Source organism: Paenarthrobacter sp. 4246 (genome assembly GCF_040546855.1).
Classification (GTDB): domain Bacteria; phylum Actinomycetota; class Actinomycetes; order Actinomycetales; family Micrococcaceae; genus Arthrobacter.
Window position 1 is genome coordinate 468325 of record NZ_JBEPOP010000004.1, and the last position, 22134, is coordinate 490458.

18 protein-coding genes and 1 tRNA gene are annotated in these 22134 nt (G+C 64.4%); 12 read left to right on the forward strand and 7 right to left on the reverse strand.

The genetic code is table 11. The annotated features are described in order from the left end of the window. Positions 1–80: 80 nt before the first annotated feature. A tRNA-Lys gene (locus ABIE35_RS10135) sits at positions 81–153 on the reverse strand. A 228-nt stretch (positions 154–381) separates the two neighbouring features. On the opposite strand from ABIE35_RS10135, the gene ABIE35_RS10140 reads away from it, so the two are divergent. Continuing rightward, positions 382–1041, forward strand: a complete 660-nt coding sequence (locus ABIE35_RS10140; RefSeq protein WP_207595776.1) for a hypothetical protein — start codon at positions 382–384, stop codon at positions 1039–1041. 234 nt (positions 1042–1275) lie between these two features. Here ABIE35_RS10140 and ABIE35_RS10145 read toward each other — a convergent pair whose 3' ends face one another. Then, positions 1276–2010 (reverse strand): hypothetical protein, encoded by a 735-nt coding sequence (locus tag ABIE35_RS10145; RefSeq protein ID WP_354514592.1) that lies wholly within the window; start codon positions 2008–2010, stop codon positions 1276–1278. 195 nt (positions 2011–2205) lie between these two features. Between ABIE35_RS10145 and ABIE35_RS10150 the strand changes: the two genes are divergently transcribed. Together ABIE35_RS10150 and ABIE35_RS10155 are read left to right on the forward strand one after the other, a co-directional pair. Further along, on the forward strand, positions 2206–2823 hold the full coding sequence (locus tag ABIE35_RS10150) for a DUF47 domain-containing protein (RefSeq protein ID WP_089593243.1): 618 nt from the start codon (positions 2206–2208) through the stop codon (positions 2821–2823). Position 2824: 1 nt separating this feature from the next. Continuing rightward, the gene (locus ABIE35_RS10155; RefSeq protein ID WP_354514593.1) at positions 2825–3841 is read left to right on the forward strand and encodes an inorganic phosphate transporter; all 1017 of its coding nucleotides are present in this window, start codon (positions 2825–2827) and stop codon (positions 3839–3841) included. Positions 3842–3936: 95 nt separating this feature from the next. On the opposite strand, the gene pstB is transcribed toward ABIE35_RS10155, so the two are convergent. The 4 genes from pstB to pstS all read right to left on the reverse strand — a co-directional run bounded on the left by pstB (position 3937) and on the right by pstS (position 8069). Further along, positions 3937–4716, reverse strand: coding sequence for a phosphate ABC transporter ATP-binding protein PstB (pstB, locus tag ABIE35_RS10160; RefSeq protein WP_017197024.1), 780 nt, complete (start codon positions 4714–4716; stop codon positions 3937–3939). Between the two features lie 58 nt (positions 4717–4774). Beyond that, a complete protein-coding gene (pstA, locus tag ABIE35_RS10165) occupies positions 4775–5878 on the reverse strand; it encodes a phosphate ABC transporter permease PstA (protein WP_354514595.1) in 1104 nt (367 codons plus the stop codon). Beyond that, positions 5879–6811, reverse strand: a complete 933-nt coding sequence (gene pstC / locus ABIE35_RS10170; RefSeq protein WP_089593240.1) for a phosphate ABC transporter permease subunit PstC — start codon at positions 6809–6811, stop codon at positions 5879–5881. A gap of 136 nt (positions 6812–6947) precedes the next feature. Continuing rightward, positions 6948–8069 carry a phosphate ABC transporter substrate-binding protein PstS gene (gene pstS, locus ABIE35_RS10175; protein ID WP_354514596.1) on the reverse strand — a complete coding sequence of 374 codons (1122 nt, stop codon included), beginning with the start codon at positions 8067–8069 and terminating at the stop codon, positions 6948–6950. Positions 8070–8316: 247 nt separating this feature from the next. Between pstS and ABIE35_RS10180 the strand changes: the two genes are divergently transcribed. The 4 genes from ABIE35_RS10180 (at position 8317) to ABIE35_RS10195 (ending at position 12288) form a co-directional block, all read left to right on the forward strand. After that, entirely contained in the window at positions 8317–9444 is a 1128-nt protein-coding gene (locus ABIE35_RS10180; protein WP_354514597.1) for an FUSC family protein, read from the forward strand. Between the two features lie 61 nt (positions 9445–9505). Further along, on the forward strand, positions 9506–10204 hold the full coding sequence (locus ABIE35_RS10185) for a phosphatase PAP2 family protein (protein WP_354514598.1): 699 nt from the start codon (positions 9506–9508) through the stop codon (positions 10202–10204). A gap of 32 nt (positions 10205–10236) precedes the next feature. Continuing rightward, complete coding sequence (gene radA / locus ABIE35_RS10190; RefSeq protein WP_311211742.1) at positions 10237–11610, forward strand: DNA repair protein RadA; 1374 nt, start codon at positions 10237–10239, stop codon at positions 11608–11610. A 54-nt stretch (positions 11611–11664) separates the two neighbouring features. After that, positions 11665–12288, forward strand: a complete 624-nt coding sequence (locus ABIE35_RS10195; RefSeq protein WP_354514600.1) for a Pr6Pr family membrane protein — start codon at positions 11665–11667, stop codon at positions 12286–12288. On the opposite strand, the gene ABIE35_RS10200 is transcribed toward ABIE35_RS10195, so the two are convergent. Then, positions 12285–13001, reverse strand: coding sequence for a TetR/AcrR family transcriptional regulator (locus tag ABIE35_RS10200; RefSeq protein ID WP_354514602.1), 717 nt, complete (start codon positions 12999–13001; stop codon positions 12285–12287). The genes ABIE35_RS10195 and ABIE35_RS10200 overlap by 4 nt on opposite strands. A gap of 228 nt (positions 13002–13229) precedes the next feature. On the opposite strand from ABIE35_RS10200, the gene ABIE35_RS10205 reads away from it, so the two are divergent. Genes ABIE35_RS10205 through atzF form a run of 5 tightly spaced genes read left to right on the forward strand, consistent with a single transcriptional unit; the run spans position 13230 to position 21942 of the window. Next, a complete protein-coding gene (locus ABIE35_RS10205; protein WP_354514603.1) occupies positions 13230–14771 on the forward strand; it encodes an amino acid permease in 1542 nt (513 codons plus the stop codon). Between the two features lie 34 nt (positions 14772–14805). Beyond that, the gene (locus tag ABIE35_RS10210) at positions 14806–15693 is read left to right on the forward strand and encodes an urea amidolyase associated protein UAAP1 (protein WP_354514605.1); all 888 of its coding nucleotides are present in this window, start codon (positions 14806–14808) and stop codon (positions 15691–15693) included. After that, positions 15690–16346 (forward strand): urea amidolyase associated protein UAAP2, encoded by a 657-nt coding sequence (locus ABIE35_RS10215; RefSeq protein WP_354514607.1) that lies wholly within the window; start codon positions 15690–15692, stop codon positions 16344–16346. The genes ABIE35_RS10210 and ABIE35_RS10215 overlap by 4 nt, the downstream gene beginning before the upstream one ends. Further along, positions 16343–20041 carry an urea carboxylase gene (gene uca / locus ABIE35_RS10220; protein WP_354514609.1) on the forward strand — a complete coding sequence of 1233 codons (3699 nt, stop codon included), beginning with the start codon at positions 16343–16345 and terminating at the stop codon, positions 20039–20041. The genes ABIE35_RS10215 and uca overlap by 4 nt, the downstream gene beginning before the upstream one ends. Further along, positions 20038–21942, forward strand: coding sequence for an allophanate hydrolase (gene atzF / locus ABIE35_RS10225; RefSeq protein ID WP_354514611.1), 1905 nt, complete (start codon positions 20038–20040; stop codon positions 21940–21942). Before uca ends, atzF begins: the two co-directional genes overlap by 4 nt. Positions 21943–22134: the final 192 nt, after the last annotated feature.

Consider the following 22134-nt stretch of genomic DNA (forward strand, 5'->3'; position numbering starts at 1 on the left):
CGATGGAATTGGAGTGTGGGACGTGACCGGAAAAATAAAAACAGGCCGGAGACTCAAGGTCTCCGGCCTGTCTTGGAGGGTGGGCCCTGTGGGGATCGAACCCACGACCCACGGATTAAAAGTCCGATGCTCTACCAACTGAGCTAAAGGCCCCTCCAGCTGTAGAAACAGCCATGAATACTGTACCCCAACGTCACGGCAGACGAGGAACTCAAGGTGACGTACGCCGTCGCTACCTTCTTTGGGCGAACGTTCGACGGCGGCGCGCGGCGGCAGCAGCGTGTCGGGCCCAAGGCGGCGGCAAAGTAGGTGGTGGCGGCCCGCCAGCGCGCCCGGCAACCGTTACTCGACCCCACCAGAGCACAGGAGTACGGTGAACTCATGAGCGAACAGCCAGGACCACGCGCGTACGGCGGAGCAAACAGGCACCACAAGCCCAAGCCTTTTGCTCCGATCGATTTTGAACCGTTCGCCGGCGGGGCAGACCCCGCGCGGGTTTCCGAGGCCGCCCACCTTGCTGCGCAGGCGTTGGTGAGGCGGGGCCGCGACAGCGACGACCCCAAGGTCACCCGTCGCCTGGTGAAACTGGCCGACGAGCAGGGTCTGGAAGCCATAGCCGAGATGTGGGCCGAAAGCCCCGCGCGCAGCCTTCCCGGCGCGCTGTGGCGGCTCTACGCCCTCCGCGCCGCCACCATCCAGAACCCCGAGAAGATCTCCGTCTACTTCCGGGCCGGACGCGATACCGCGCAGGTTTCCAACGTGGTGGCCGGCGCAGCGGAGCCGCCCGGAGCCGATGAAATGAAAACCATGGCTGACGCCATTTTGTCCGGCGCATTCGACGGCGAGTTCGACGTCGCGCTGGAACGTTCCGCTGCTTTCTGCCGCGTGGTGGCACTGGGCCAGGCGACCCTCGCCGACGGCGCAGAGCACAGCAATGAAAGCCACGCGAGCAAGCTGACCCGCAACTCGCACCAGCTCGTAAAAACGGCCGAGGACCTTGAGCACGCCGCCAATGCATGGCGCCTGGGCGAGCTGGACTAGCCAGCAAAGAGGGCGAAACGTACCCACGTCGGCCCCGGACTGTCAATGTTGACTTAGCCCGCCGGACGGTGAAAACTAAAACTGGTGTCGAACCGCGAAACCCCCGGGCTTCAACTTATAGCCGCTTCGAGCGGCCTACCGCCGAGAGGCGTATCCGGTTCGGCACCATTTTTATGCCCGAACGCAGATTGCCCGGGCCGGCGCTCAGGCCAGCCCGGGCAAAGCTGCAAGGAACTACTTCAACGTGACCGTGGTGTCCGCCGTTTCCTTCTTGTCGTGATCGAGATCGCCTGCGGCGTCCTGGGGCGTCAAGGTCGCCTTGATCTCCGTTTCCTTACCGGCCGTGTAGGCGAAGTTCTCCGCAATGTTGAACGACTCCCCCGGCTTCAGCACGAAGGGGGCCTTTTCCTTCAGCTTGGTCCCGCTGCTGGAAAGCCCATGCTTCTTGTAGCCGTCACTGCTGGAGTCCGACGGCATGCCGCCGAGGTACTTCCAGTCCGTGTACTTGGCCGAAGGGGTGACCAGGGAGTGGCTCAGGGGAATATCTGCTGATGAAGTGTTGGTGACCACGTAGTTCAGGTAAACCACAGGCGCACCCTTCTTCAGCAGGTTCTCCTTGGTGTCCTTGTCCACGAACATGCTGTCCTTGGAAGCCACGTCGGTGGCCACCTGATAGATGTCCACACTGAAGCTATCGCCCTTGAGAGTGCCGAGCTTGTCACCTGCATCTGAAATGGGGAGCGCCCAGGCCGCGGCGGTGTAAGCGCCGGACGAGGTCCCGGCTCCTTCGGAAGAGGCAGCGGACGGCGAGGCCGACGTTGACGCCGAGGCTGACGAAGAAGGAGACGAGGACGACGACGATTCGGCACCACCCGTCGTCGAGCCCGCCGTGGTGGTGCCGCAGGCACTGAGCGCGAGCATTCCAGCCGCCGCGAGGCTGGTGATTTTAACAATATTATTGAGACGCATAGTTCCCCCATTGAGTGGATTAATCCGGAGCTTGCCCAGTCTTTCACAGTGACGGAGGCCTTGCGATGGGGACTTCTCCCCGCGACGCCCCGTGTACTGAGCGGACGCACCCAACGGACCGGTAAAGTTGGGACCGAAATGGGCTGCGTCAAGTCAAGCCGCCCACGCCCATCCGTCCCCAGCCCGGAAAGCGATATGAAGCTGCGCCTTTTCCCCCAGGAACCTGCCGGGCTCGTCCTCCTCGCGCAGATGGCCAGTGTGATCGTGGCCGGCACCGGGACGCTCTCCGAGATTCTTGGAGCCCCCGCCAGCGAGCACGAGCGCCTCGCCGAAGAACTTCACGAGCACGAGTCCAAGTCGTTGGACCTGCACTTCGCCCTGCTGACCCACATGCGCACCAGCTTTGTGAACCCGCTCCCCCGCGAGGACATGTACACGCTGTCCCGCCACCTCACCGAGGCCATGGAGAAACTCGACGCCGCCGGTGACCTTGTAGCCATCTACAAGCTGGACCGACTTCCCAAACGCGCAGCCGACCAACTGGAGATCATCAGCCGGCAGGCCGAGCTCACCGTGGACGCCATGCGGAAACTCGAAGACCTGGACGAGCTTGAGGACTACTGGATCGAGATCCTCCGGCTGGCCAAGCGCGCAGAACGGACCCACCGGATCTGGGTGGCCGAGATGCTCAAGGACATGAAATCCACGCAATATGCGCGGCACAGGGACATCGCCAACCAGTTGGTGGAAGTTACCAAGGACATGCGGAAGGTCGCCACCCAGGTAGGCAGCATCATCGTCAAGGAATCATGACGTGACCATCGCTATCCTGGTCCTGGTAGTTGGCCTGGCTTCCGGTTTCGCATTCCTGAACGGCTTCCGCGACGTCTCCAACGCCGTCGCGCTTTCCACGCGGACCCGCGCACTCACTCCCTCGATTGCGGTGCTCCTGGCCGCCATCTTCAACTTTGTGGGCGCCATGCTCAGCGGCACTTTCATCCTGGCCTTCACCCAGTCCTGGATCACACTGCCGAGCGGCACCAGCGGCCTGACCATCCTCGCCTCGGCCCTCACGGCAGCCATCCTGTGGGGGGTGTATGCGTGGTGGCGCGGCATCCCGCTGTCCTCCACCAACTCACTGGTGGGCGGCCTGATTGGTGCAGGTGCAGCGAGCGTCCTGGTGGGCGGCAACGCGGTAGGCGGCATGGACAATGTCCTGCTCACCCAGGTCGCGCTGCCGTTGGTCTTGTCGCCTGTCATCGCGTTCGTGGCGGCATACCTGCTGGTGTGGCCGGTGACGTGGGCTGCCCGCTATACGCAGCCGAATGTGGTGAACCGGCGGTTCCGGCGGGCGCAGGCCGTCTCCTCCGCCGCCGTAGCGTTCGGCCACGGGCTCCAGGACGGCCAGCGCACAGCTGCGGTCATTTTGCTGGCCATGGTGGCTGCGGGGTTGTCCGGCGGCAACGATGTGCCGCTCTGGATCCTGTTGGTCACAGCCATCATGCTGACTGCGGGCACCATGTTCGGCGGCTGGCGGATCTCCCACACTCTTGGCCACAAGCTCATCAGGGTGGATCCGCTGCGAGGGTTTGTTTCGCAAACACTGACTTCCGTGATGCTGTTCATCGGCGCCATCGCCTTCCACCTGCCGCTCTCCACCACCCATACACTGACAGCGTCCGTGCTGGGTGCGGGGGTCAATCAGCGCTTCCACACCGTCAACAGGCGCTTGGTGCGGAGGATCCTGCTGTTCTGGGTGGCGACTCCCCTGGTCACAGCCGCCGCTGCCTTCATCCTGGAGCTGGCGTTCTCGCCCCTCGCGGACCTGTAGTTGGACAACAAAAAAACGACGGCGACCGTACCCCCAAGGCGACGGCCGCCGTCGTTCTGTGCCGACTCCCCCAGAAGCCGGAACCTGCGAAACCCTTATCCGAAGCGGCCGGAGACGTAGTCTTCCGTGGCCTTCTGGGCGGGGTTGTTGAAGATGCTGGTGGTGTCAGCGAACTCGATCAGCTTGCCTGGCTTGCCGGTGCCTGCGATGTTGAAGAACGCGGTCTTGTCTGACACACGCGCAGCCTGCTGCATGTTGTGGGTCACGATCACCACGGTGTACTGATCCTTGAGCTCGTTGATGAGGTCCTCAACGGCCAGCGTGGAGATGGGGTCAAGGGCGGAGCAGGGCTCGTCCATGAGGATCACCTGGGGCTCAACAGCAATGGCGCGGGCGATGCACAGGCGCTGCTGCTGACCACCGGAAAGGCCGGAGCCGGGCTTGTCCAGGCGGTCCTTGACCTCGTTCCACAGGTTGGCGCCCACCAAGGACTTCTCCACCAGGGCATCCGCTGCGCCCTTGGAGATCTTCTTGTTGTTCAGCTTCACGCCGGCCAGTACGTTGTCGCGGATGGACATGGTGGGGAACGGGTTGGGGCGCTGGAAGACCATGCCCACCTGGGTGCGGACGGTCACGGGATCCACGCCGGGGCCGTAGAGGTTGTCGCCGTCCAGGAGGACCTCGCCCTCGACGCGTGCGCCGGGCAGGACCTCGTGCATGCGGTTCAGCGTGCGGAGGAAGGTGGACTTGCCACAGCCGGACGGGCCGATGAAGGCTGTAACGGATTTGGCCTGGATGTTGATGTTGACGTCCTCGACGGCCAGGAAGTTGCCGTAGTAGACATTGAGGTCTTTGACGTCGATGCGCTTGGACATGGTGTTCCTTTGTTCCTTGGGGGTGTGGAAGTTTTGGATGAGGCCGCAGAAGGGCAGCCTACCGCCCCGTCTTGGGAGCGAACAGACGGGCGATGAGGCGGGCTCCGAGGTTCAGGAGCATCACCAGGATGATCAGCACCAACGCGGCGCCCCAGGCACGCTGGTCCGACGGCTCCGGGTTGGACGGCGACGTCGGGTTGAGGATCTGTGTGTAGATGAACGTAGGCAGCGAGGCCATCCAGCCACCGAACACGTTGTTGTTGATGGTGGTGGCGAATCCGGCGGTGACCAGGATCGGAGCGGTCTCACCGATAACGCGGGCGATCGCCAAGGTGACACCGGACGCGATGCCGGAAATCGCCGTCGGGATGACCACCTTGGTGATGGTGCGCCACTTACGGACGCCCAGCGCGTAGGACGCCTCGCGGAGCTCGTTGGGGACGATCTTCAGCATTTCCTCGCTGGAGCGAACCACAACAGGAATCATCAGGACGGAAAGCGCGACGGCGGCTACCGCACCGGTCTTGGTGCCGGGGCCAACGATGGCGAAGAAGAACGCTGCCGCGAAGAGGCCGGCCACGATCGACGGGATGCCGGTCATGACATCCACGAAGAACGTGATGGCGCGGGCCAGCGGACGGTCGTTGCCGTATTCCACCAGGTAAATGGAGGTGAGGAGGCCCACGGGAACGGAGATCACTGTGGCAAGGAGTGTGATCTGAAGGGTGCCCAGCAATGCGTGGTAGATGCCGCCGAGGACCGGCGCGCCCTCCTCCACGGCTTTGTTGTCGTAGGCGCCGGTTACGCCATTCATGGACGTGCCCAGGAAGCCGGGGGTGATGAGCCCGGGGATGCCGTTGACCAGCACTGTGACGATCACCGAGATCAGCGGCAGCAGCGCAATCAGGAAGGCGCCGACCACCAAGCACGTGGCGAGCTTGTCCTTGGCTTTGCGGCCACCTTCAACGGCACCGCTCCACGAGACCAGGCCCACGGCGAACAGAATGGCGGAGACGATGCCCCAGCCCAAGGCGTTGAAGCCGATGAGCGCCATGATGGCCGCGCCCACAACAAGTGCGATGGCCAAGACAATGTAGGGCGCGAATTTGGGCAGTTGGCCCTTGGTGAGCGCTGAGCGCTTGCGGACTACTGTGGCGGACATTTAGTTGGCTCCCGAGAATTCTTTGTGCCGGGTGATGATCCAGCGGGCGATCATGTTCACGCCCAGGGTGATGACGAACAGCACCAGGCCGGCGGCGATCAATGTGTTGACCTTGAGGCCGCTGGCTTCGGGGAAGTTCAAGGCAATTTCCGCAGCGATGGTCTGGTTGCCGGACTGGATGAGGCTGGCTGTCAGGACACCGGAGGAGAGCACCAGGGCAACGGCCATGGTCTCGCCAAGTGCCCGGCCGAGGCCCAGCATGATGGCGCTGATAATGCCCGGGCGGCCGAAGGGCAGAACGGCCATCTTGATCATTTCCCAGCGGGTGGCTCCCAGCGCAAGCGCTGCTTCCTCGTGCAGCTTGGGGGTCTGCAGGAAGATTTCACGGGACAGGGAAGTGATGATGGGCAGGACCATGACGGACAGGACAATGCCGGCGGTCAGGATGGTCTTGCCGGTGGCCGAGGCCGGACCTTCGAAGATGGGGATCCATCCGAGGTAGGTGGCCAGCCAGTCGTAGGCCGGGGAGATTTCCTTGGCCAGGAAGGCAGCACCCCAGGCGCCGTAGACAACGGAGGGGATGGCCGCGAGCAGGTCCACCACGTAGCCGAGGCCCGATGCGAGCCGGCGGGGGGCGTAGTGCGAGATAAACAGGGCCACACCAATGGCCACGGGGGTGGCGATGACGAGTGCGATGATCGCGGCAATGAGGGTGCCCACCACGATTGGGGCGATGTAGGCGAAGAAGCCGTTCCCGCCCTGGATGTCTTCGGCAGGGGCGGTGAGCGCGGGGATTGCCTGCACCACGAGGAACAACGCGACTCCGAAGAGAACCGCGAGAATCAGGCACCCTGCGGCCATGGCGGCCCCGGAGAAAACCTTGTCCCCGGCGCGTCCTGCGCCTTGGGAGGTTGTCAGGGAGTTGGTGGTCACTTCACGTTCCTTCAGTCTGGAGTGAACTGGTCTTACATGGCTAAGTTCCCTGTCCCGCGCCAGCGGCTCTGCGGCCACGTCGCGCGGGACAGGGAACTTCAGTGTTCAGCCGGGTCAGCAAACCCGCCGGGAAACCTTAGGACTTGGCCTTGATGGTTTCGATAGCGGCCGTGGCCTTTTCCTGCAGCGCCTTGGACAGCGGCGCGGACTTTGCGGCGTCAGCAGCGGTCTTCTGTCCTTCGTCGGAAACGACGTAGCTTTCGAAGGCCTTGACCAGGTCAGCAACTTCCTTGGTCTCGTAGGTGGTGCAAACTACGTGGTACGAGACGAGGACTACGGGGTAGGCGCCCGATTCGGTGGTCTTGCGGTCCAGCTTGATGGCGACGTCGTTTGCGGCGCGGCCGTCAACGGGCTTGCCGGCTTCGACAGCCTTGGCAGCAGCTTCGGCGGAGATCTTGACGAATTCCTCGCCCACCTTGATGGAGGCGGTGCCCAGCTTGCCGGAAACGGCGGAGTCATCAGCGTAGGTCACAGCGCCCGGGGTGTCGGTGACGGTCTTGACGACGCCGGAGGTGCCCTTGGCGTTTTCGCCGGCCAGGGTTGCGGGCCAGATGCCGGCAGCCTTGTCCGTCCAAACCTCGGGAGCAGCGGCTGCGAGGTAGTCGGTGAAGTTGGTGGTGGTGCCGGAGTCGTCAGAGCGGTTGACCGGGGTGACCTTCAGGTCCGGCAGGGTGACGCCTTCGTTGAGGGCGGCGATGGCGGGATCGTTCCAGTTGGCGATTTCGCCGCGGAAGATCTTGGCAACCGTGGCGGCGTCGAGCTTCAGTTCCTTGACGTCCGGAATGTTGAAGGCAACAGCGATCGGGGAGATGTACACCGGGATGTTGATGGCGCCGTCGGGGCCGCACTTGGCCTTGGAGCTCTCAAGCTCCTCGTCCTTCAGGTAGGCGTCCGAGCCGGCGAACTGTGCCGAGCCGTCGATGATGGCCTTGCGGCCTGCGCCGGAACCGTCCGGGGAGTACTGGACTGTGGCACCGGAGTTGGCGGTGGAGAAACCGGCCTTCCAAGCGTCCATGGCTGCGCCGGTGGAGGAGGCGCCAATGCCGGTCAGGGTGCCGGTGACCTTGGGGCCGGACGCTGCCGACTGGGTACCAGCAGGCGTGTTCGTTGCGTTGTCTGAACCGCAAGCAGTGAGCGCGAGAGCGCCGGCTGCGATGACCGCGATTGCCGCGTTGCGGCCGAAGTGAGTTGCCTTCACTTGGATGTGCCCCTTCCAGGGATTCTTCGATGCGGGCCGAACGGAGATTTCGGCGTGCGCGAGCTGAGGACCTTTTGTTCCTTTACTGAAGGTAAGGAGCGCAGGTAACGGGATCTGCAGTGAAAGGTGAACAGAAGGTGAACGACGGCGGACCATTGGGTTATGTGGCGCGCGCCACCTTGAGCGGCACCCGGGATGCGGTTTGCGCCTTCGTCGGAACCCGGGCCGGGCAAATAGACTGGACGACATGGCTGCCGCGAAAGGATTTTCTGCAAGCAAGAGGTTCCTGCGTGCCAGAGTCCGGACGGGTTTGGTCCGCAGCCGGAATTCGTTGACGCCGGCCATCCAGATGACCGTGTGCGCCGTGGGTGCCTACGCTTTCGCCGAATATGTGCTGGGTCACCAGGGCCCGCTGTTCGCCGCGACGTCTTCCCTGATTGCCCTCGGCTTCTCCCGCGATCCGCGCCTGCGCCGGGTGATCGAGGTGGGCCTCGGCTGCACCCTGGGCATCGTTGTTGGTGACCTGCTGCTCCACTGGCTGGGCGCTGGGATCTGGCAGGCCGCCGTCGTGCTTCTTTTCTCCATCCTCCTTGCCAGGTTCCTGGACAGTGGAACCATTTTCACCACTCAACTGGGCCTGCAGTCCTTGCTGGTGGTGCTGCTGCCGGCACCGGCCGGTGGGCCCTTTACGCGCAGCCTGGACGCTGTAATCGGTGGCGTTTTTGCGCTGCTGGTGACCATCCTGGTGCCGAAGGATCCGCGGCGGGAGCCCCGCAAAGATGTCCAGAAGATCCTGCATGAACTCGCCGAAGTGCTGCGCGAATGCGGCAAGGCCCTGACCGAAAGCGATTCCACCATCGCCTGGCACGCCCTGATCCGCGGACGCAACTGCCAGCCTTTGGTTGACCGGATGCGGCAGACGCTGCGCGCCTCTGGCGAAGTGGCAACCCTGGCTCCCGCGCACCGGAGGCACCGCGACGAACTGGCCGGCCTGGAGCACTCCCTGGAGTACATCGACCTGGCCCTGCGTAACAGCCGGGTGTTTGCGCGGCGGCTCACCAGCGCCATCAATCATGCCGCGCTGTCCGATGAAGCGATCGACAGTATCTCCGAAGTCCTGCAGGAAACCGCCGCAGCGATCGACGAGATGACCATCGGATTGTCGGAGCAAAGCGAAGGAACGCGGCGGGTTCATCTGCGCCGCGCCCGGAACGACCTATCGGATATCGCCGCGCGCCTGCACCCCAAGATGCTGGACGTCCAGAGACTTGAGGGTGAAACCGTGGTGATGCTGTTCCGGCCCCTCATGGTGGACCTGTTGGAGGCGAGCGGGATGGAACCGGATGAGGCCCGCGCGGTGCTCCCGGCGCTGTAATTTGCGTGCCCCTGGCGCAGCCTCCCAGAGAAGCCCCAGACCCGTTTGGCAGAATGAACCGATGACCCCTGCCTTTTCCACGCGCTTCCGGGCGGCACCGGCGCTCAAGCTTCGGCAGCGGCCCCTGTTCCTGTGGGCAGGCATTTTGCTGGTGGCCGGGGACGCCATCTTCTGGCTAATGTTCGCCGCCGTGCTGTCCGAGACGGGGCTTGCCACGGTGGACGGCGCGGTCCACAGCTTCATGGTTGATTCGCGCAACCCCTTGCTCACCGCCCTCCTTACGGCAGTAACCACCGTGACCTCACCCCTGTGGATCACCATCATGGCTATGGCGTTGGCAGTGGCGTGGACGGTACGGAAGAAGGAACTCTGGCGGCCGGCCGTCCTCCTGGGCGCCATGGCGTTTGCCGTCATCCTGTCCGCGGTGGTGAGACAGGATGTGGGGCGCTCCGGTCCGCCGTCCTCCGATGTTCTCCTGGGCCCTGGTGCCGCACTGTCTTTCCCCTCCGGCCACACGCTCGGCGCCGGGATCTTCGTGCTTGTCCTCACTTATCTGGTCGTCTCGCGTTCCGGCTCACGGGTAACGGCGGTCCTCGCCTTCTGTGGTGCCGCCCTCTTGACGCTGTTGGTTGCCTGCAGCCGGATCTACCTTGGCTACCACTGGCTCACGGACGTGGTGGCTTCCCTTGGGCTTGCGCTTGGCGTGACGGGCATTGCGGTGTTTGTGGACGCAGCCCGTCACGGCGGACCGCGCGGCTAATACTGTCAGTCCCCGCCACTACGCTTGAACCCATGGCTTCCAAGACGTCCCGCGCATCCAAAACACCCGCCTACAAGTGTGCAGAATGCGGCTGGACCGCCATCAAATGGGTGGGCCGCTGCGGCGAGTGCCAGGCTTGGGGAACCGTTGAGGAATACGGCGCCACGGTAGCGCGTACGACGGCGGCCGCTACAGTTTTGGAACCGGCCCGCCGTATCGCTGAGGTGGATGGCACCACCGCGGCTTTCTTGCCCACGGGCGTGGACGAACTGGACCGCGTCCTCGGAGGAGGGCTCGTCCCGGGTGCCGTCATCCTGCTCGCGGGGGAACCCGGCGTCGGGAAGTCCACGCTGCTGTTGGACGTTGCGGCGAAGTTCGCACGCACCGGCCAAGACGTCCTCTACATCACCGGAGAAGAGTCTGCGGCACAGGTCAAGCTCCGCGCGGAACGGATCGACGCGGTAGCGCACACCCTTTATCTTTCTGCCGAAACCGACCTTGGCCAGGCACTGGGACAGGTGGAGAAGCTTGAGCCCAAGCTGTTGATCGTGGACTCTGTGCAGACCTTGAGCAGTGCCGACGTGGAGGGCAGCGCCGGCGGAGTTTCGCAGGTGCGTGAAGTTGCTGCGTCGATCATTGCCGCAGCCAAGCGGCGCAACATGACCACGCTGTTGGTAGGCCATGTGACCAAGGAAGGCACCATTGCCGGGCCGCGGCTGCTGGAACATCTGGTGGACGTCGTGTGCCAGTTCGAAGGCGAGCGCCATTCGCGCCTTCGCCTGCTCCGTGCTGTGAAAAACCGCTATGGCGCCACGGACGACGTCGGCTGCTTCGACCTGAACGAGGCCGGCATCGAGGGGCTAGCCGATCCCAGCGGGCTGTTCGTTTCGCGGACCCGTGAGCCCGTTTCGGGCACCTGCATTACGGTGACCATGGAGGGTCGCCGGCCGCTGCTGGCAGAGGTTCAATCCCTTCTTGCCGAGAGCGCCAATTCGCAACCACGCCGTGCCACCAGCGGCCTGGAGAGCTCACGCGTTGCCATGCTTCTGGCGGTCCTGCAGCAGCGCGCCGGCTGCATGCTGCACAAGGACGATTCCTACGTGGCAACAGTGGGCGGTGTGAAGCTCACGGAACCGGCGACGGACCTCGCTGTTGCTCTGGCCGTAGCGTCGGCCAAGGCCCGGAAGGCTCTCCCCCAGCGCCTGATTGCCTTTGGTGAGGTTGGCCTGGCTGGTGAAGTCCGTCCTGTTCCCGGTATCAACCAGCGCATCCAGGAAGCACACCGGCTCGGGTTTACGCACGCAATTGTTCCGGCCAGCCCTGCGGGTGCCGGTGTGATTCCGGACGGTTTCTCGGTGCGGGAGGTTGGCCATCTTGCCGAGGCACTGGAATTGCTGATCACGTAGCCATTCCGGGGTGTCGGGGCCGTTCGGGGCACACGGTCGGCAAGGATGGGAAGCATGACCAAACGGAATGTGCTTATTGGGGGACGCTTTTTCTTTGGGCTTTTGACGTTGGTGGCGGTGGGAACCCAGCTGACGGTCCATCTGGGCATGGGCTATGACCTCTGGAACTTCTTCAGCTATTTCACCAACCTGTCCAACATCTTCGCCGCACTGGTGCTGCTGATCAGCGGATACCGGGTGCTGATCCGGAAGCGGCCTACAGAAGCTGACGATGTCACTCGCGGCACTGCCACCATCGCCATGGCCGTGGTGGGTCTGGTTTTTGGTGCTTTGCTGGCCGGCGAGGACCTCGGTTCCCTGTTGCCTTGGGTCAACTTTGTGGTCCATTACTTGATCCCCGTGGTGATGGTGGCTGATTGGCTCTTCCAGCCGCCCCGGGCAACTCTGCAGCTCAAACACGTTTGGTACTGGCTGCTCTACCCCGTTGGCTACTTGGTCTACAGCCTGGTCCGTGGCACCTTGGTGAACTGGTACCCCTACTGGTTCATCGACCCGGACCGAGCCGGCGGTTGGGGCGGGGTGGTGGTGTTCGCACTCGCCATCTCCGTTGGCTTCCTGGTGGTGAGCCTGGCGATGCTATGGCTGGGGAACAAACTCAAACGCCAGGTGGATTACTAGGCGCTTTTCGCTGCGGGTGCGGGCTCAGAGGCTTCGTCACGACGGTTTGCCTCGCCATACCGGCTGATGAGTTCGCTGCTGGCATCCCTCACCGCCTGAATCTTTTGCCTGAGGCCGGCCAGGATCATCACCGTATCGGCCGTAGTGGACGCCGAGTCCGTTGCGATCAGCCCGTCCGCGCGGAGGTTGATCAGTGACTCGACCAGCCGAAAAGCGGTGTCGCCCAGGCCCGGGTCTGCGTCGGAGACCGCCATCAGCTCCCGTCCCAAGTCTCCGTAAATGGACCGGAGTTCCTGCCGTGCTGCCATGAATGGCTGGAAGACTTCCGCCCTGGCTTCCGGCAGGTGATAGAGCACCCCGAGGTTCCAGCGGGAAGTGCAGAGCTGCAAGCCGTCGAACAGGACCACTGCGTGCAGTCGTGCCGCAGCCGACGCAGCGTCAGCCGAGTGCTGATGAATTGCACGCGCGAAGTGAAGGCTGGTGGACACTGTCCCGCCGAGGAGTTCGCCAAGGATCTCGTCCTTGGTGGAGAAGTGGTGATAGAGCGATGATTGCCGGATTCCGACGGCGTCGGCAATGGCGCGCGTGGACGTATTGGCGAATCCTTGGCTGGTAAAGAGTTCGGCTGCGGCATCCAGGATTTCGTCGCGTGCAGTGGCTCCCGGGCGTACAGCTTGCTGCTTGCGGGGGCGTCCCGGTCCGGTTGTAGTCACACCTCATTCTTGCATCGCCGCAACACCAAAGGGCCTGTTCACGACGTGCTGCCGGAACGGTGAGATTTCCTTTACACGGTTGAAACGAGCGGTAACCAAGGCTTTACATTGCCGAAACGCCATGGGGACACCCCGCTGGAAAACTATCAAGTGACCGATATTGACGGACAGGCAGTCAAAACCTCTCCGAACTGGTCCCATATCCCGTTCCAGACACGGAGAAACCCGATGACTTCAACCCTTTCGACGGCGACCCACCGCACCGACGATGCAGACCTGACAGCACTTGGCTACCAGCCCACGCTGCACCGCAAGCTGGGCCGCTACGCGTCGTTCGCCGCAGGTTTTTCGTTCGTCTCCATCCTCACCACCATCTTCCAGCTCTTCGCCTTCGGCTACTCCTTTGCCGGCCCGGCCTTCTTTTGGACGTGGCCCGTGGTCCTGGTCGGCCAACTTCTGGTGGCCCTGAACTTCGCTGAACTCGCCGCCAGATACCCGTTGTCCGGTGCCGTCTACCAATGGTCGCGCCGTGTAGGCGGCGAAGTGGTGGGCTGGTTCGCTGGCTGGTTCATGTCCATCGCCCAGGTCATCACGGCTGCCGCAGCAGCCATCGCCCTCCAGGTGGTCCTCCCCCAGTTGTGGGACGGCTTCCAAGTGGTGGGCGGCGACCCCGCCCTGACGTCCCCCACGGGCGCAGCCAACGCAGTGATTTTGGGCGCCGTTCTCCTGGTGATCACCACCGTGATCAACTGCCTCGGCGTGAAGCTCATGTCACACGTCAACTCCATCGGCGTCACCTGCGAGATTGTAGGCGTCGCTGCGGTAATCCTGGCCCTGTTCTCAGCCGCGCAGCGCGGCCCGGAGGTAGTGGCCGACGTCAGCGTGGTCACAACTTCGGACCTTGGCGCTGTGGGTGCTTTCCTGGTCTCGGGTTTGATGGCCGCGTATGTGATGGTCGGCTTCAACTCAGCCGGCGAACTGTCCGAGGAAACCAAGAACCCCCGCAAGACCGCACCACGCACCATCCTCTCCGCGCTCATCATCTCGGGCATTGGTGGCGGCCTCATGATTATCGCGGCACTGATGGCAGCGCCAAGTCTCGACGACGGCAGGCTCGCCACCGAGGGACTCCCCTACGTGTTGACGGCCGTGTTGGGCACGTTCTGGGGCAAGGTGCTCTTGGTGGACGTAGCGATTGCCATCTTTGTCTGCACCCTGGCCATCCAGACGGCGGGTTCGCGGTTGGTGTTCTCCATGGCCCGGGACGGCAAGCTCCCGGCCTCGGAGATGCTCGCAAAGGTCCACCAGAAGCGCGGAACTCCCATGTGGCCCTCCATCGCGATCGGCGCCTTGGCTGTGGGCATCCTCGCCATCAACATCGGCAACTCCGCGCTCTTCACAACCCTCTGCAGCGTGTGCATCGTGATGGTGTACCTGGCGTACCTGATGGTCACTGTCCCGCAACTGCTCAGCCGCTTCCGTGGTGACTGGGACCGGGTGGGCCAGACCATGCCGGCCGGACTCTTCTCACTGGGCGGGTGGGGCTTGCCAGTCAACATCCTGGCCGTACTCTACGGCGCCCTGATGGTCATCAACCTCTCCTGGCCCCGCCCCGAGGTGTACGACCCCTCCGGCGAACACGGGATCCTGCTCTTCTCCGCCCCCATCATGGTGGGCGCCGTCCTGCTCCTGGGCCTCTGGGTCCGGCGGAACATCCGGGTCCGGGAAAACAAGGCCGCAATCGCCGCAGAATCCGTCAACGCCGGCTGACCCCGCCAAACACCCAAGCACAGAAAAGACAGCCATGACCCAGACTCTTGAAACACGCACTTCTGACAACGGAACCGCCACGACTACCGGCGCCAAGCTGCACGCACGGGCCCAGCACGGGCGCACGGCCGAGACCATGATCCACGTCCCGCCGGCTTCGGCCCCGCCACGTTTGACCGAGGTCCTCCCGGCGGAGGCAAAGGACTCCCTGACGTGGGCGGAAACACTTGCCTTTGGCCGCTACACCCATCTGGAACTGGCCCGCGGGACGCGCATCAGGATCACAGACCTCGACGGCGATGCCTGCGTTCACGCTGTCCTCATCCGGAGCGGCGCCCAGCACGAGCGGCTCAACGTAGCTGATACGGTCAAGGTCCCCTGGCAGGCGTACATCACTACAGGCCATCCCCTGCTGTCCGACGCCGGCCGGCTGATGGCCACCGTCGTGGCCGATTCCTCAGGTAAGCATGATGCCCTCACCGGCACCACCCACCTGGTCGGAAACACTGCCAAGTACGGTGCCGGATCAGCCCACAGCCAGTCACCGGCGGGCCGTGAACTGCTGACCCTGGGCGGCATGAAGCATGGCATCAGCCAGAAAGAACTCCCACCGTCGTTGTCGTTCTTCAAAGGCGTCACCGTGAAGCGGGACGGCAGCATGACGTTCGCCGGCAGCGCCGGTGCCGGAGCCGCCGTCGAACTCCTCCTCCACATGGACACAGTGCTGGTACTGGCCAATACCGCCCACCCGTTGGACCCGCGTCCGGAATTCGCAGGACGCGCCGTGGACATCGCCGCGTGGCGGGCTCCGCAGGACCTTGAAGCTCTCAAGAACGGAACCCTCAACGTAGACCTGGGCCCAGAGGGACGTCTGGCCCTCCACAACACAGAACTCGACTACAACGCAAGGACCTCCGCATGAACGCCATCGCAGAAATCAGCCCCGCCCTGGTCCCTGGCCGCGTCATAGTGGACGAGCTGGTGGAAGCCCGTGGCCCCTGGTCCGCCGTGATTGCTGCCGGCGACGTGCTCACCATTGTGGACCTCGACGGGAACCAAGCCGTGGACTGCATTCTCTACGCGGCACGGGACACCAGTACGCGCTACTCCGCCGCCGTGACCATCGCAACGCAAGGCAGCATCTTCCTCACCACTGGCTCAGTTCTCCGCGCCGACAGCGGCCAGGAACTGATGACGGTGGTGGCGGACGAGGTTGGCGTCCACGACACGATCGGCGGTGCCTGCTCCCAGGAATCCAACACACTCCGCTACGGCCAACACACCCATGAACAGCATGCGTGCGTGGAGAACTTCCTCATTGAAGGTGCCAAGTGGGACCTCGGTAAGAAGGACCTGGTGTCCAACATCAACTGGTTCATGAACGTGCCGGTAGATCCCGACGGCGCCCTGGGCATCGTGGACGGGCTGTCCGCACCCGGAAAGCGGGTGGCCCTCCGCGCCGAGGTGGACACGCTGGTGCTGGTGTCCAACTGCCCCCAGATCAACAACCCCTGCAACGGCTTCAACCCCACGCCGGTGCGCATGATCGTCACACGTCCGGAGGACCGCGCATGAACCGCTTCGACACCCTGCTCATTGCCAACCGTGGCGAGATCGCCTGCCGGATTATCGAGTCAGCACGCAAGGCGGGGCTGCGCACCGTGGCCGTCTTCTCCGAGGCAGACCGCGGCGCCAAGCATGTGAAGCTCGCTGACGAAGCTGTCCTGCTGGGACCCGCACCCGCCAAGGAGTCGTATCTCAAGGTTGACGCCATCCTCAGGGCGGCGGCTGCCACCGGGGCCGGGGCCATTCATCCCGGTTACGGATTCCTGTCCGAGGACGCAGCCTTCGCGGAAGCCGTGGAGGCAGCCGGCTTGGTCTTTGTGGGGCCCACTCCCGAACAGCTCCGGATTTTCGGCACCAAGCACACCGCCCGCGACGCTGCCCAACGCTCCGGGGTACCTATGATCGCGGGATCCGGCCTTCTGGAGGACCTGGACGAAGCCGTCGCAGCAGCGAAAACCATCGGCTACCCCCTCATGCTCAAGGCAACCGGGGGTGGCGGCGGAATCGGCATGGCAGTTTGCCGTGACGAAGCCGAACTCCGCGACAACTACTCACGGGTGGCCCGTTTGGCAAGCTCCAGCTTCGGAACCGCCGGAGTCTTCGCTGAACGCTATATCGAGCATGCCCGCCACGTGGAAGTCCAGGTGTTCGGAGACGGTGCGGGCCGTGTGGTGAGCCTTGGCGACCGTGATTGCTCGCTGCAACGCCGCCACCAGAAAGTGCTTGAAGAGGCGCCCGCTCCGGATCTGCCGGAGGCTTTGCGGGAGGAACTGCACCGCAGCTCCCGTGCCCTCTGCGCCTCGGTGGGCTACCGTTCTGCAGGCACAGTGGAGTTCGTTTACGATCCCGTCCGCCAGGAAGCCTCCTTCCTGGAAGTCAACGCACGCTTGCAGGTGGAGCACCCCGTCACCGAAGCCATCACCGGCGTTGACCTGGTGGAGTGGATGCTGAACCTTGCCCGGAATGAGCCGGTGCTTGATGGCGTGCCGGACAGTGTGCCCGTTACAGGTCATGCCGTGGAAGCCCGTATCTACGCAGAAGACCCGGCCCGCAACTTCCAGCCCAGCGCCGGAACGGTCACCAACGCGCAGTACCCGGCCTCCGACGTCGTGCGCATTGACGCCTGGGTGGAGACCGGCAGCGAAGTCTCCACCAGTTACGATCCCCTGCTGGGCAAGGTCATCACGTCCGGTACTACCCGCGACGCCGCCTTCGACGCCCTGGCTGCGGCGTTGGCGGAAACCCGCATTGATGGCATCGAGACCAACCTGGGCATGCTGCGCGCCGTGGCCGGGATGGACGTGGTCCGCGCCGCGAAGCATTCCACCGGAACTCTGAACTCCGTGGGCGATCCTGAACCACGGATCACCGTTGAACGGCCGGGACTCCAGACCAGCGTGCAGGATTGGCCGGGCAGGACCGGGCTCTGGCAGATCGGAGTGCCTCCGAGTGGACCCATGGATGATTTGTCGTTCCGGTTGGGCAACACCGCGCTGGGCAATCCTGAGGGCGCACCCGGTCTGGAATTCACCATGGCCGGACCGGCGCTCCGCTTCACCCACGCCACCACAGTGTGCGTCACCGGAGCGGACGTCACGGTGACCGTCAACGGCCGTCCGGCCCCAGCGTGGGAACCCATCACCGTCCCGGACAACGGTCTCCTGGATGTCGGATCGGCCGACGGATCCGGGCTGAGGGGATACATCCTGTTCGAAGGTGGGCTTGATGTTCCCCAATACCTGGGGAGTGCATCAACCTTCACCTTGGGCCAGTTCGGCGGCCATGGCGGCCGCGTCCTGCGGGCCAGCGATGTAATCCGCACCGTCACCGGGCACCTCCCTGAGACCGTCCCCGGCCCGGTTCCCGTGGAGAGCCGCCCGGCCCTCACCACGGAGTGGCAGCTGAAGGTAGTGGAGGGGCCGCATGGCGCCCCGGAATTCTTCCAACGCGAAGACATTGAGGAACTCTACGCCGCCGAATACGAGGTCCACTTCAACTCCGCCCGCACCGGCGTCCGCCTGATCGGTCCCAAACCGCGCTGGGCACGCAATGATGGCGGCGAGGCCGGACTGCACCCTTCGAACATCCACGACACCGCCTACTCTGTGGGTGCCTTGGACTTCACCGGCGATACCCCCATCCTGCTGGGCCCTGATGGTCCCAGTCTGGGCGGTTTCGTCTGCCCCGTCACCGTGGTGGCCGGCGAGCGCTGGAAGCTGGGGCAACTCCGCCCCGGGGACAAGGTCCGCTTCGTGCCGATCCGCTCGGCTGAGGCGCCTTCGGTGAAGGAACTTGGCGCCGCGAGGCAACTGATACTGCCGGGTGCCGGCGGGTTCGGCACCGGCTCGGCTTCCGGCATGGCATCAGGCACGGCCGAGTTGCTGCGCGGCGACGGCGACGACGGCGTGCTGGGCCGGGTGCTCGAAGGTGACGGACGGCCTGCTGTCACCTACCGCCGCTCCGGTGACGACAACCTTTTGGTGGAGTACGGCGACATGGTGCTGGACCTTGGCCTCCGCGCCAGGGTCCACGCCCTGCACCAGGAACTTGAGCGTCTCGCCGTCCGGGGCATCGTGGATCTGACGCCAGGTATCCGTTCCCTGCAGATCAAAGCCGATCCCTCCGTCCTTCCCACATCTAAGCTGTTGGGCCTGGTGCAGGAAATAGAGGCCGCACTCCCTGCAAGCTCGGAGCTGGTGGTGCCCAGCCGCAGCGTTCGCCTGCCCTTGTCCTGGGACGATCCCGCTACCCGTGAGGCAATCGAGCGCTACATGGCCGGTGTCCGCGACGACGCCCCGTGGTGCCCGTGGAACATCGAGTTCATCCGCCGCATCAACGGTTTGGACTCCGTCAACGATGTCTTCGATACGGTGTTCAACGCGGAGTACCTCGTCCTGGGACTGGGTGATGTGTACCTCGGAGCGCCGGTGGCAACACCGTTGGATCCGCGGCACAGGCTGGTGACCACCAAGTACAACCCTGCCCGCACCTGGACGCCGGAGAACGCCGTCGGAATCGGCGGAGCCTACATGTGCATTTACGGCATGGAAGGTCCCGGTGGATACCAGTTCGTGGGACGTACCACCCAGGTTTGGTCGCGCTACGCGGATTCGGCGCCGTTTGAGCCGGGCTCGCCGTGGCTGCTCCGGTTCTTCGACCGTATTTCCTGGTACCCCGTCAGTCCCGAGGAGCTCCTGGACCTCCGCGCCGACATGGCTGCTGGCCGTGGCCATGGCGTCGAGATCCAGGAAGGCACGTTCTCACTTGCAGAACATGAGGAATTCCTGGACCGCAACAGCGTCTCCATCGCGGAATTCCGCGAGACCCAGTCGGCGGCTTTCGCCGTGGAGCGGCAGGCCTGGGAGGAAGCCGGCGAGTTCGATCGTGCCGAGCAGGCAGTCTCGCTGGCCCCGCCGGCCGACGACGTTGTTGTTCCCGACGGCGGCACCCTGGTGACGTCGCCGTTCGCAGCCAGCGTGTGGAAAGTGGACGTGGAACCCGGAGACTTGGTGGTGGCCGGCCAATCGCTGGTTTCCCTTGAGGCGATGAAGATGGAGACGGTCATCCAGGCTCCGGTGGATGGCCTGGTCCAACAGGTCCTGCCCGCCGCCGGTGCTCAAGTGGTGGCTGGTGAGGCGCTGGTGGTCCTGGAACCAGTGGACGTCCGGGCACCCGCACTCGTCCTGGAGGGAAGCGCATCATGACTGGAACCACCGTGGTGCGAGTCCTTGCCGCGCTCGAGGCGGTTGACGCCGTCGACCGTCCCGAAATCTGGATCCACCTGCGCGGGCGGGACGAACTGCTCGCGGAAGCGGGCCGGATTGACGCCGCCGTGGCGGCCGGCGGGAACCTGCCGCTTGCCGGTCTCCTGCTCGCCGTGAAAAACAACGTGGATGTTGCCGGGTTAACCACGACGGCGGCCTGCCCCGGTTTTGGGGATGTACCCGCCAGGGATGCGGTGCCAGTTGCGAGGCTCCGCGCTGCCGGCGCTTTGGTGCTCGGGGCCACCAACCTTGACCAGTTCGCCACGGGCCTGGTGGGTACCCGCAGCCCGTACGGTGCTGTCCGTGATTCGAGGCGTCCCGAGAGGATCTCCGGCGGCTCCAGTTCCGGATCTGCCGTGGCGGTGGCCTTGGGTCTTGTGGACATCGCCATCGGCACGGATACCGCGGGTTCGGGCCGGATTCCCGCCGCGCTGCAGGGAATCGTAGGGATCAAACCCACCCTGGGCGTGGTGTCCACCGAGGGTGTGGTCCCGGCATGCCGTTCGTGGGACACCGCCACGATCTTCGCCCGCGATCTCGCCACTGCCGAGCTCGCCATGGGCATCATGGCCGGGCAGGGCCGCACCTGGCCCACCGACGTGAAGGTTGCGGCACCTTCCACCCCGCGGGTGGCCTATCCGGCTGCCCTGCCGGCGCTCCCGGCAGCGTGGGCGTCGGAGTTCCAGGCGCAGATCGGGCGGCTGCGGTCCACAGGAGTGGTGGCGGAACCCATCGACCTGCACGTCTTCCTGCAAGCAGCCCGGCTGCTGTACGACGGCGGATTGGTGGCCGAACGCTACGCCGCCGTCGGCAGCTTCATTGATTCGGCGACGTTGGGCGGGGTAGGTACTTCGGACGGTGCAGCCCAGTCCGGCGAGGTGCCCGCAACGCTGGACCCCACAGTCGCCGGCATCATCAAAGCCGCGGGCAAAGTCCCGGCACACCGGTACGTCGCGGACACGGCGGCGTTGGAGCAGCTCAAACGCCGCGCCATGGAGCGCCTGGACGGATTCGACGCATTGGTTGTACCCACGGCACCGTTCCATCCGACGCTGGCCGAGGTGGCGGCCGATCCGGTGGGGGTCAACTCCCGGATGGGCACCTATACCAATTTCTGCAACCTCTTTGATCTCAGCGCTGTTGCCGTACCGGCGGGCACCGTAACCGAAACAGACGGCGTTGAAACAGGCAGTACCTCCCAGTTCGGCCTGACGGTGGTTGCCCGGACCTTCGAGGACGGGGTGGCCGCGGACATTGCGCGTCGGATCGAGCTCACCCCGGAGCTGCCCGAACTGTTCGCGGCGGGAGCCGCGGCGGGCGCGGCGACAGCACCAGCTCAGTCTCCCGCGCCCAAGGTCCCCTGGCCGGTTGCTGCGGGAGCCGCCGTCGTTCCCCTCGTAGTCGTGGGGGCGCACCGGAAGGGGCAGCCGCTGGCGGCGGAGCTCGAAGGGCGTGGAGCTTTCTGGGACGGCCCGGTGACCACCGCGGCGCAGTACCGGATGGTGGCCTTGGAGACCACGCCGCCCAAGCCCGGAGTGGTTCGTTCGACGCGCGGAGCCGGGCTCGTTGCTGAGAGATGGCTGCTCTCCGAGGCCGCCCTCGGGTCCTTCCTGGCCGAGCTGCCGGAACCCATGCTGCTGGGGTCCATCACGCTGGACGATGGCAGCAGAGCGGTGGGTTTTGCCTGCGACGCTGTGGCCGCGGCAGAGGGACGGGACATTACCGAGTACCGCGATTGGATTAAATACCTGGAGGAAAACGCTGCTGCACCGGGAAGCCCCGGGCTGTGGCGCGAGGCCGGTGGAGCTTTGCTGACCGGGCTCGGGCGCGGCAGGAACTAGGCGGGAGGCGGCTGGTTGGGGGAAATAGGGTTTCCGCCAATCAGCCGCCAAACCACTTTGCGGGCGCGTCCGAACATCACGAAATGACCCACTTTGGGGCTTGCTGGTGCGGTTAACGGTCCCCGGAAGCCCTATCATTGTGCTTGTCGTCATTGGGGCATTTTTTGTTAGTGCCCACTGACGCCGGATTCA

Coding starts and splice junctions, on each gene's coding strand:
- pstA (WP_354514595.1), bottom strand. CDS start 5,878: ATGTCCGCCACAGTAGTCCGCAAGCGCTCAGCGCTCACCAAGGGCCAA.
- ABIE35_RS10205 (WP_354514603.1), top strand. CDS start 13,230: ATGACTTCAACCCTTTCGACGGCGACCCACCGCACCGACGATGCAGAC.
- ABIE35_RS10195 (WP_354514600.1), top strand. CDS start 11,665: ATGACCAAACGGAATGTGCTTATTGGGGGACGCTTTTTCTTTGGGCTT.
- radA (WP_311211742.1), top strand. CDS start 10,237: ATGGCTTCCAAGACGTCCCGCGCATCCAAAACACCCGCCTACAAGTGT.
- ABIE35_RS10150 (WP_089593243.1), top strand. CDS start 2,206: ATGAAGCTGCGCCTTTTCCCCCAGGAACCTGCCGGGCTCGTCCTCCTC.
- ABIE35_RS10180 (WP_354514597.1), top strand. CDS start 8,317: ATGGCTGCCGCGAAAGGATTTTCTGCAAGCAAGAGGTTCCTGCGTGCC.
- ABIE35_RS10215 (WP_354514607.1), top strand. CDS start 15,690: ATGAACGCCATCGCAGAAATCAGCCCCGCCCTGGTCCCTGGCCGCGTC.
- ABIE35_RS10140 (WP_207595776.1), top strand. CDS start 382: ATGAGCGAACAGCCAGGACCACGCGCGTACGGCGGAGCAAACAGGCAC.
- pstB (WP_017197024.1), bottom strand. CDS start 4,716: ATGTCCAAGCGCATCGACGTCAAAGACCTCAATGTCTACTACGGCAAC.
- uca (WP_354514609.1), top strand. CDS start 16,343: ATGAACCGCTTCGACACCCTGCTCATTGCCAACCGTGGCGAGATCGCC.
- atzF (WP_354514611.1), top strand. CDS start 20,038: ATGACTGGAACCACCGTGGTGCGAGTCCTTGCCGCGCTCGAGGCGGTT.
- ABIE35_RS10210 (WP_354514605.1), top strand. CDS start 14,806: ATGACCCAGACTCTTGAAACACGCACTTCTGACAACGGAACCGCCACG.
- ABIE35_RS10185 (WP_354514598.1), top strand. CDS start 9,506: ATGACCCCTGCCTTTTCCACGCGCTTCCGGGCGGCACCGGCGCTCAAG.
- ABIE35_RS10145 (WP_354514592.1), bottom strand. CDS start 2,010: ATGCGTCTCAATAATATTGTTAAAATCACCAGCCTCGCGGCGGCTGGA.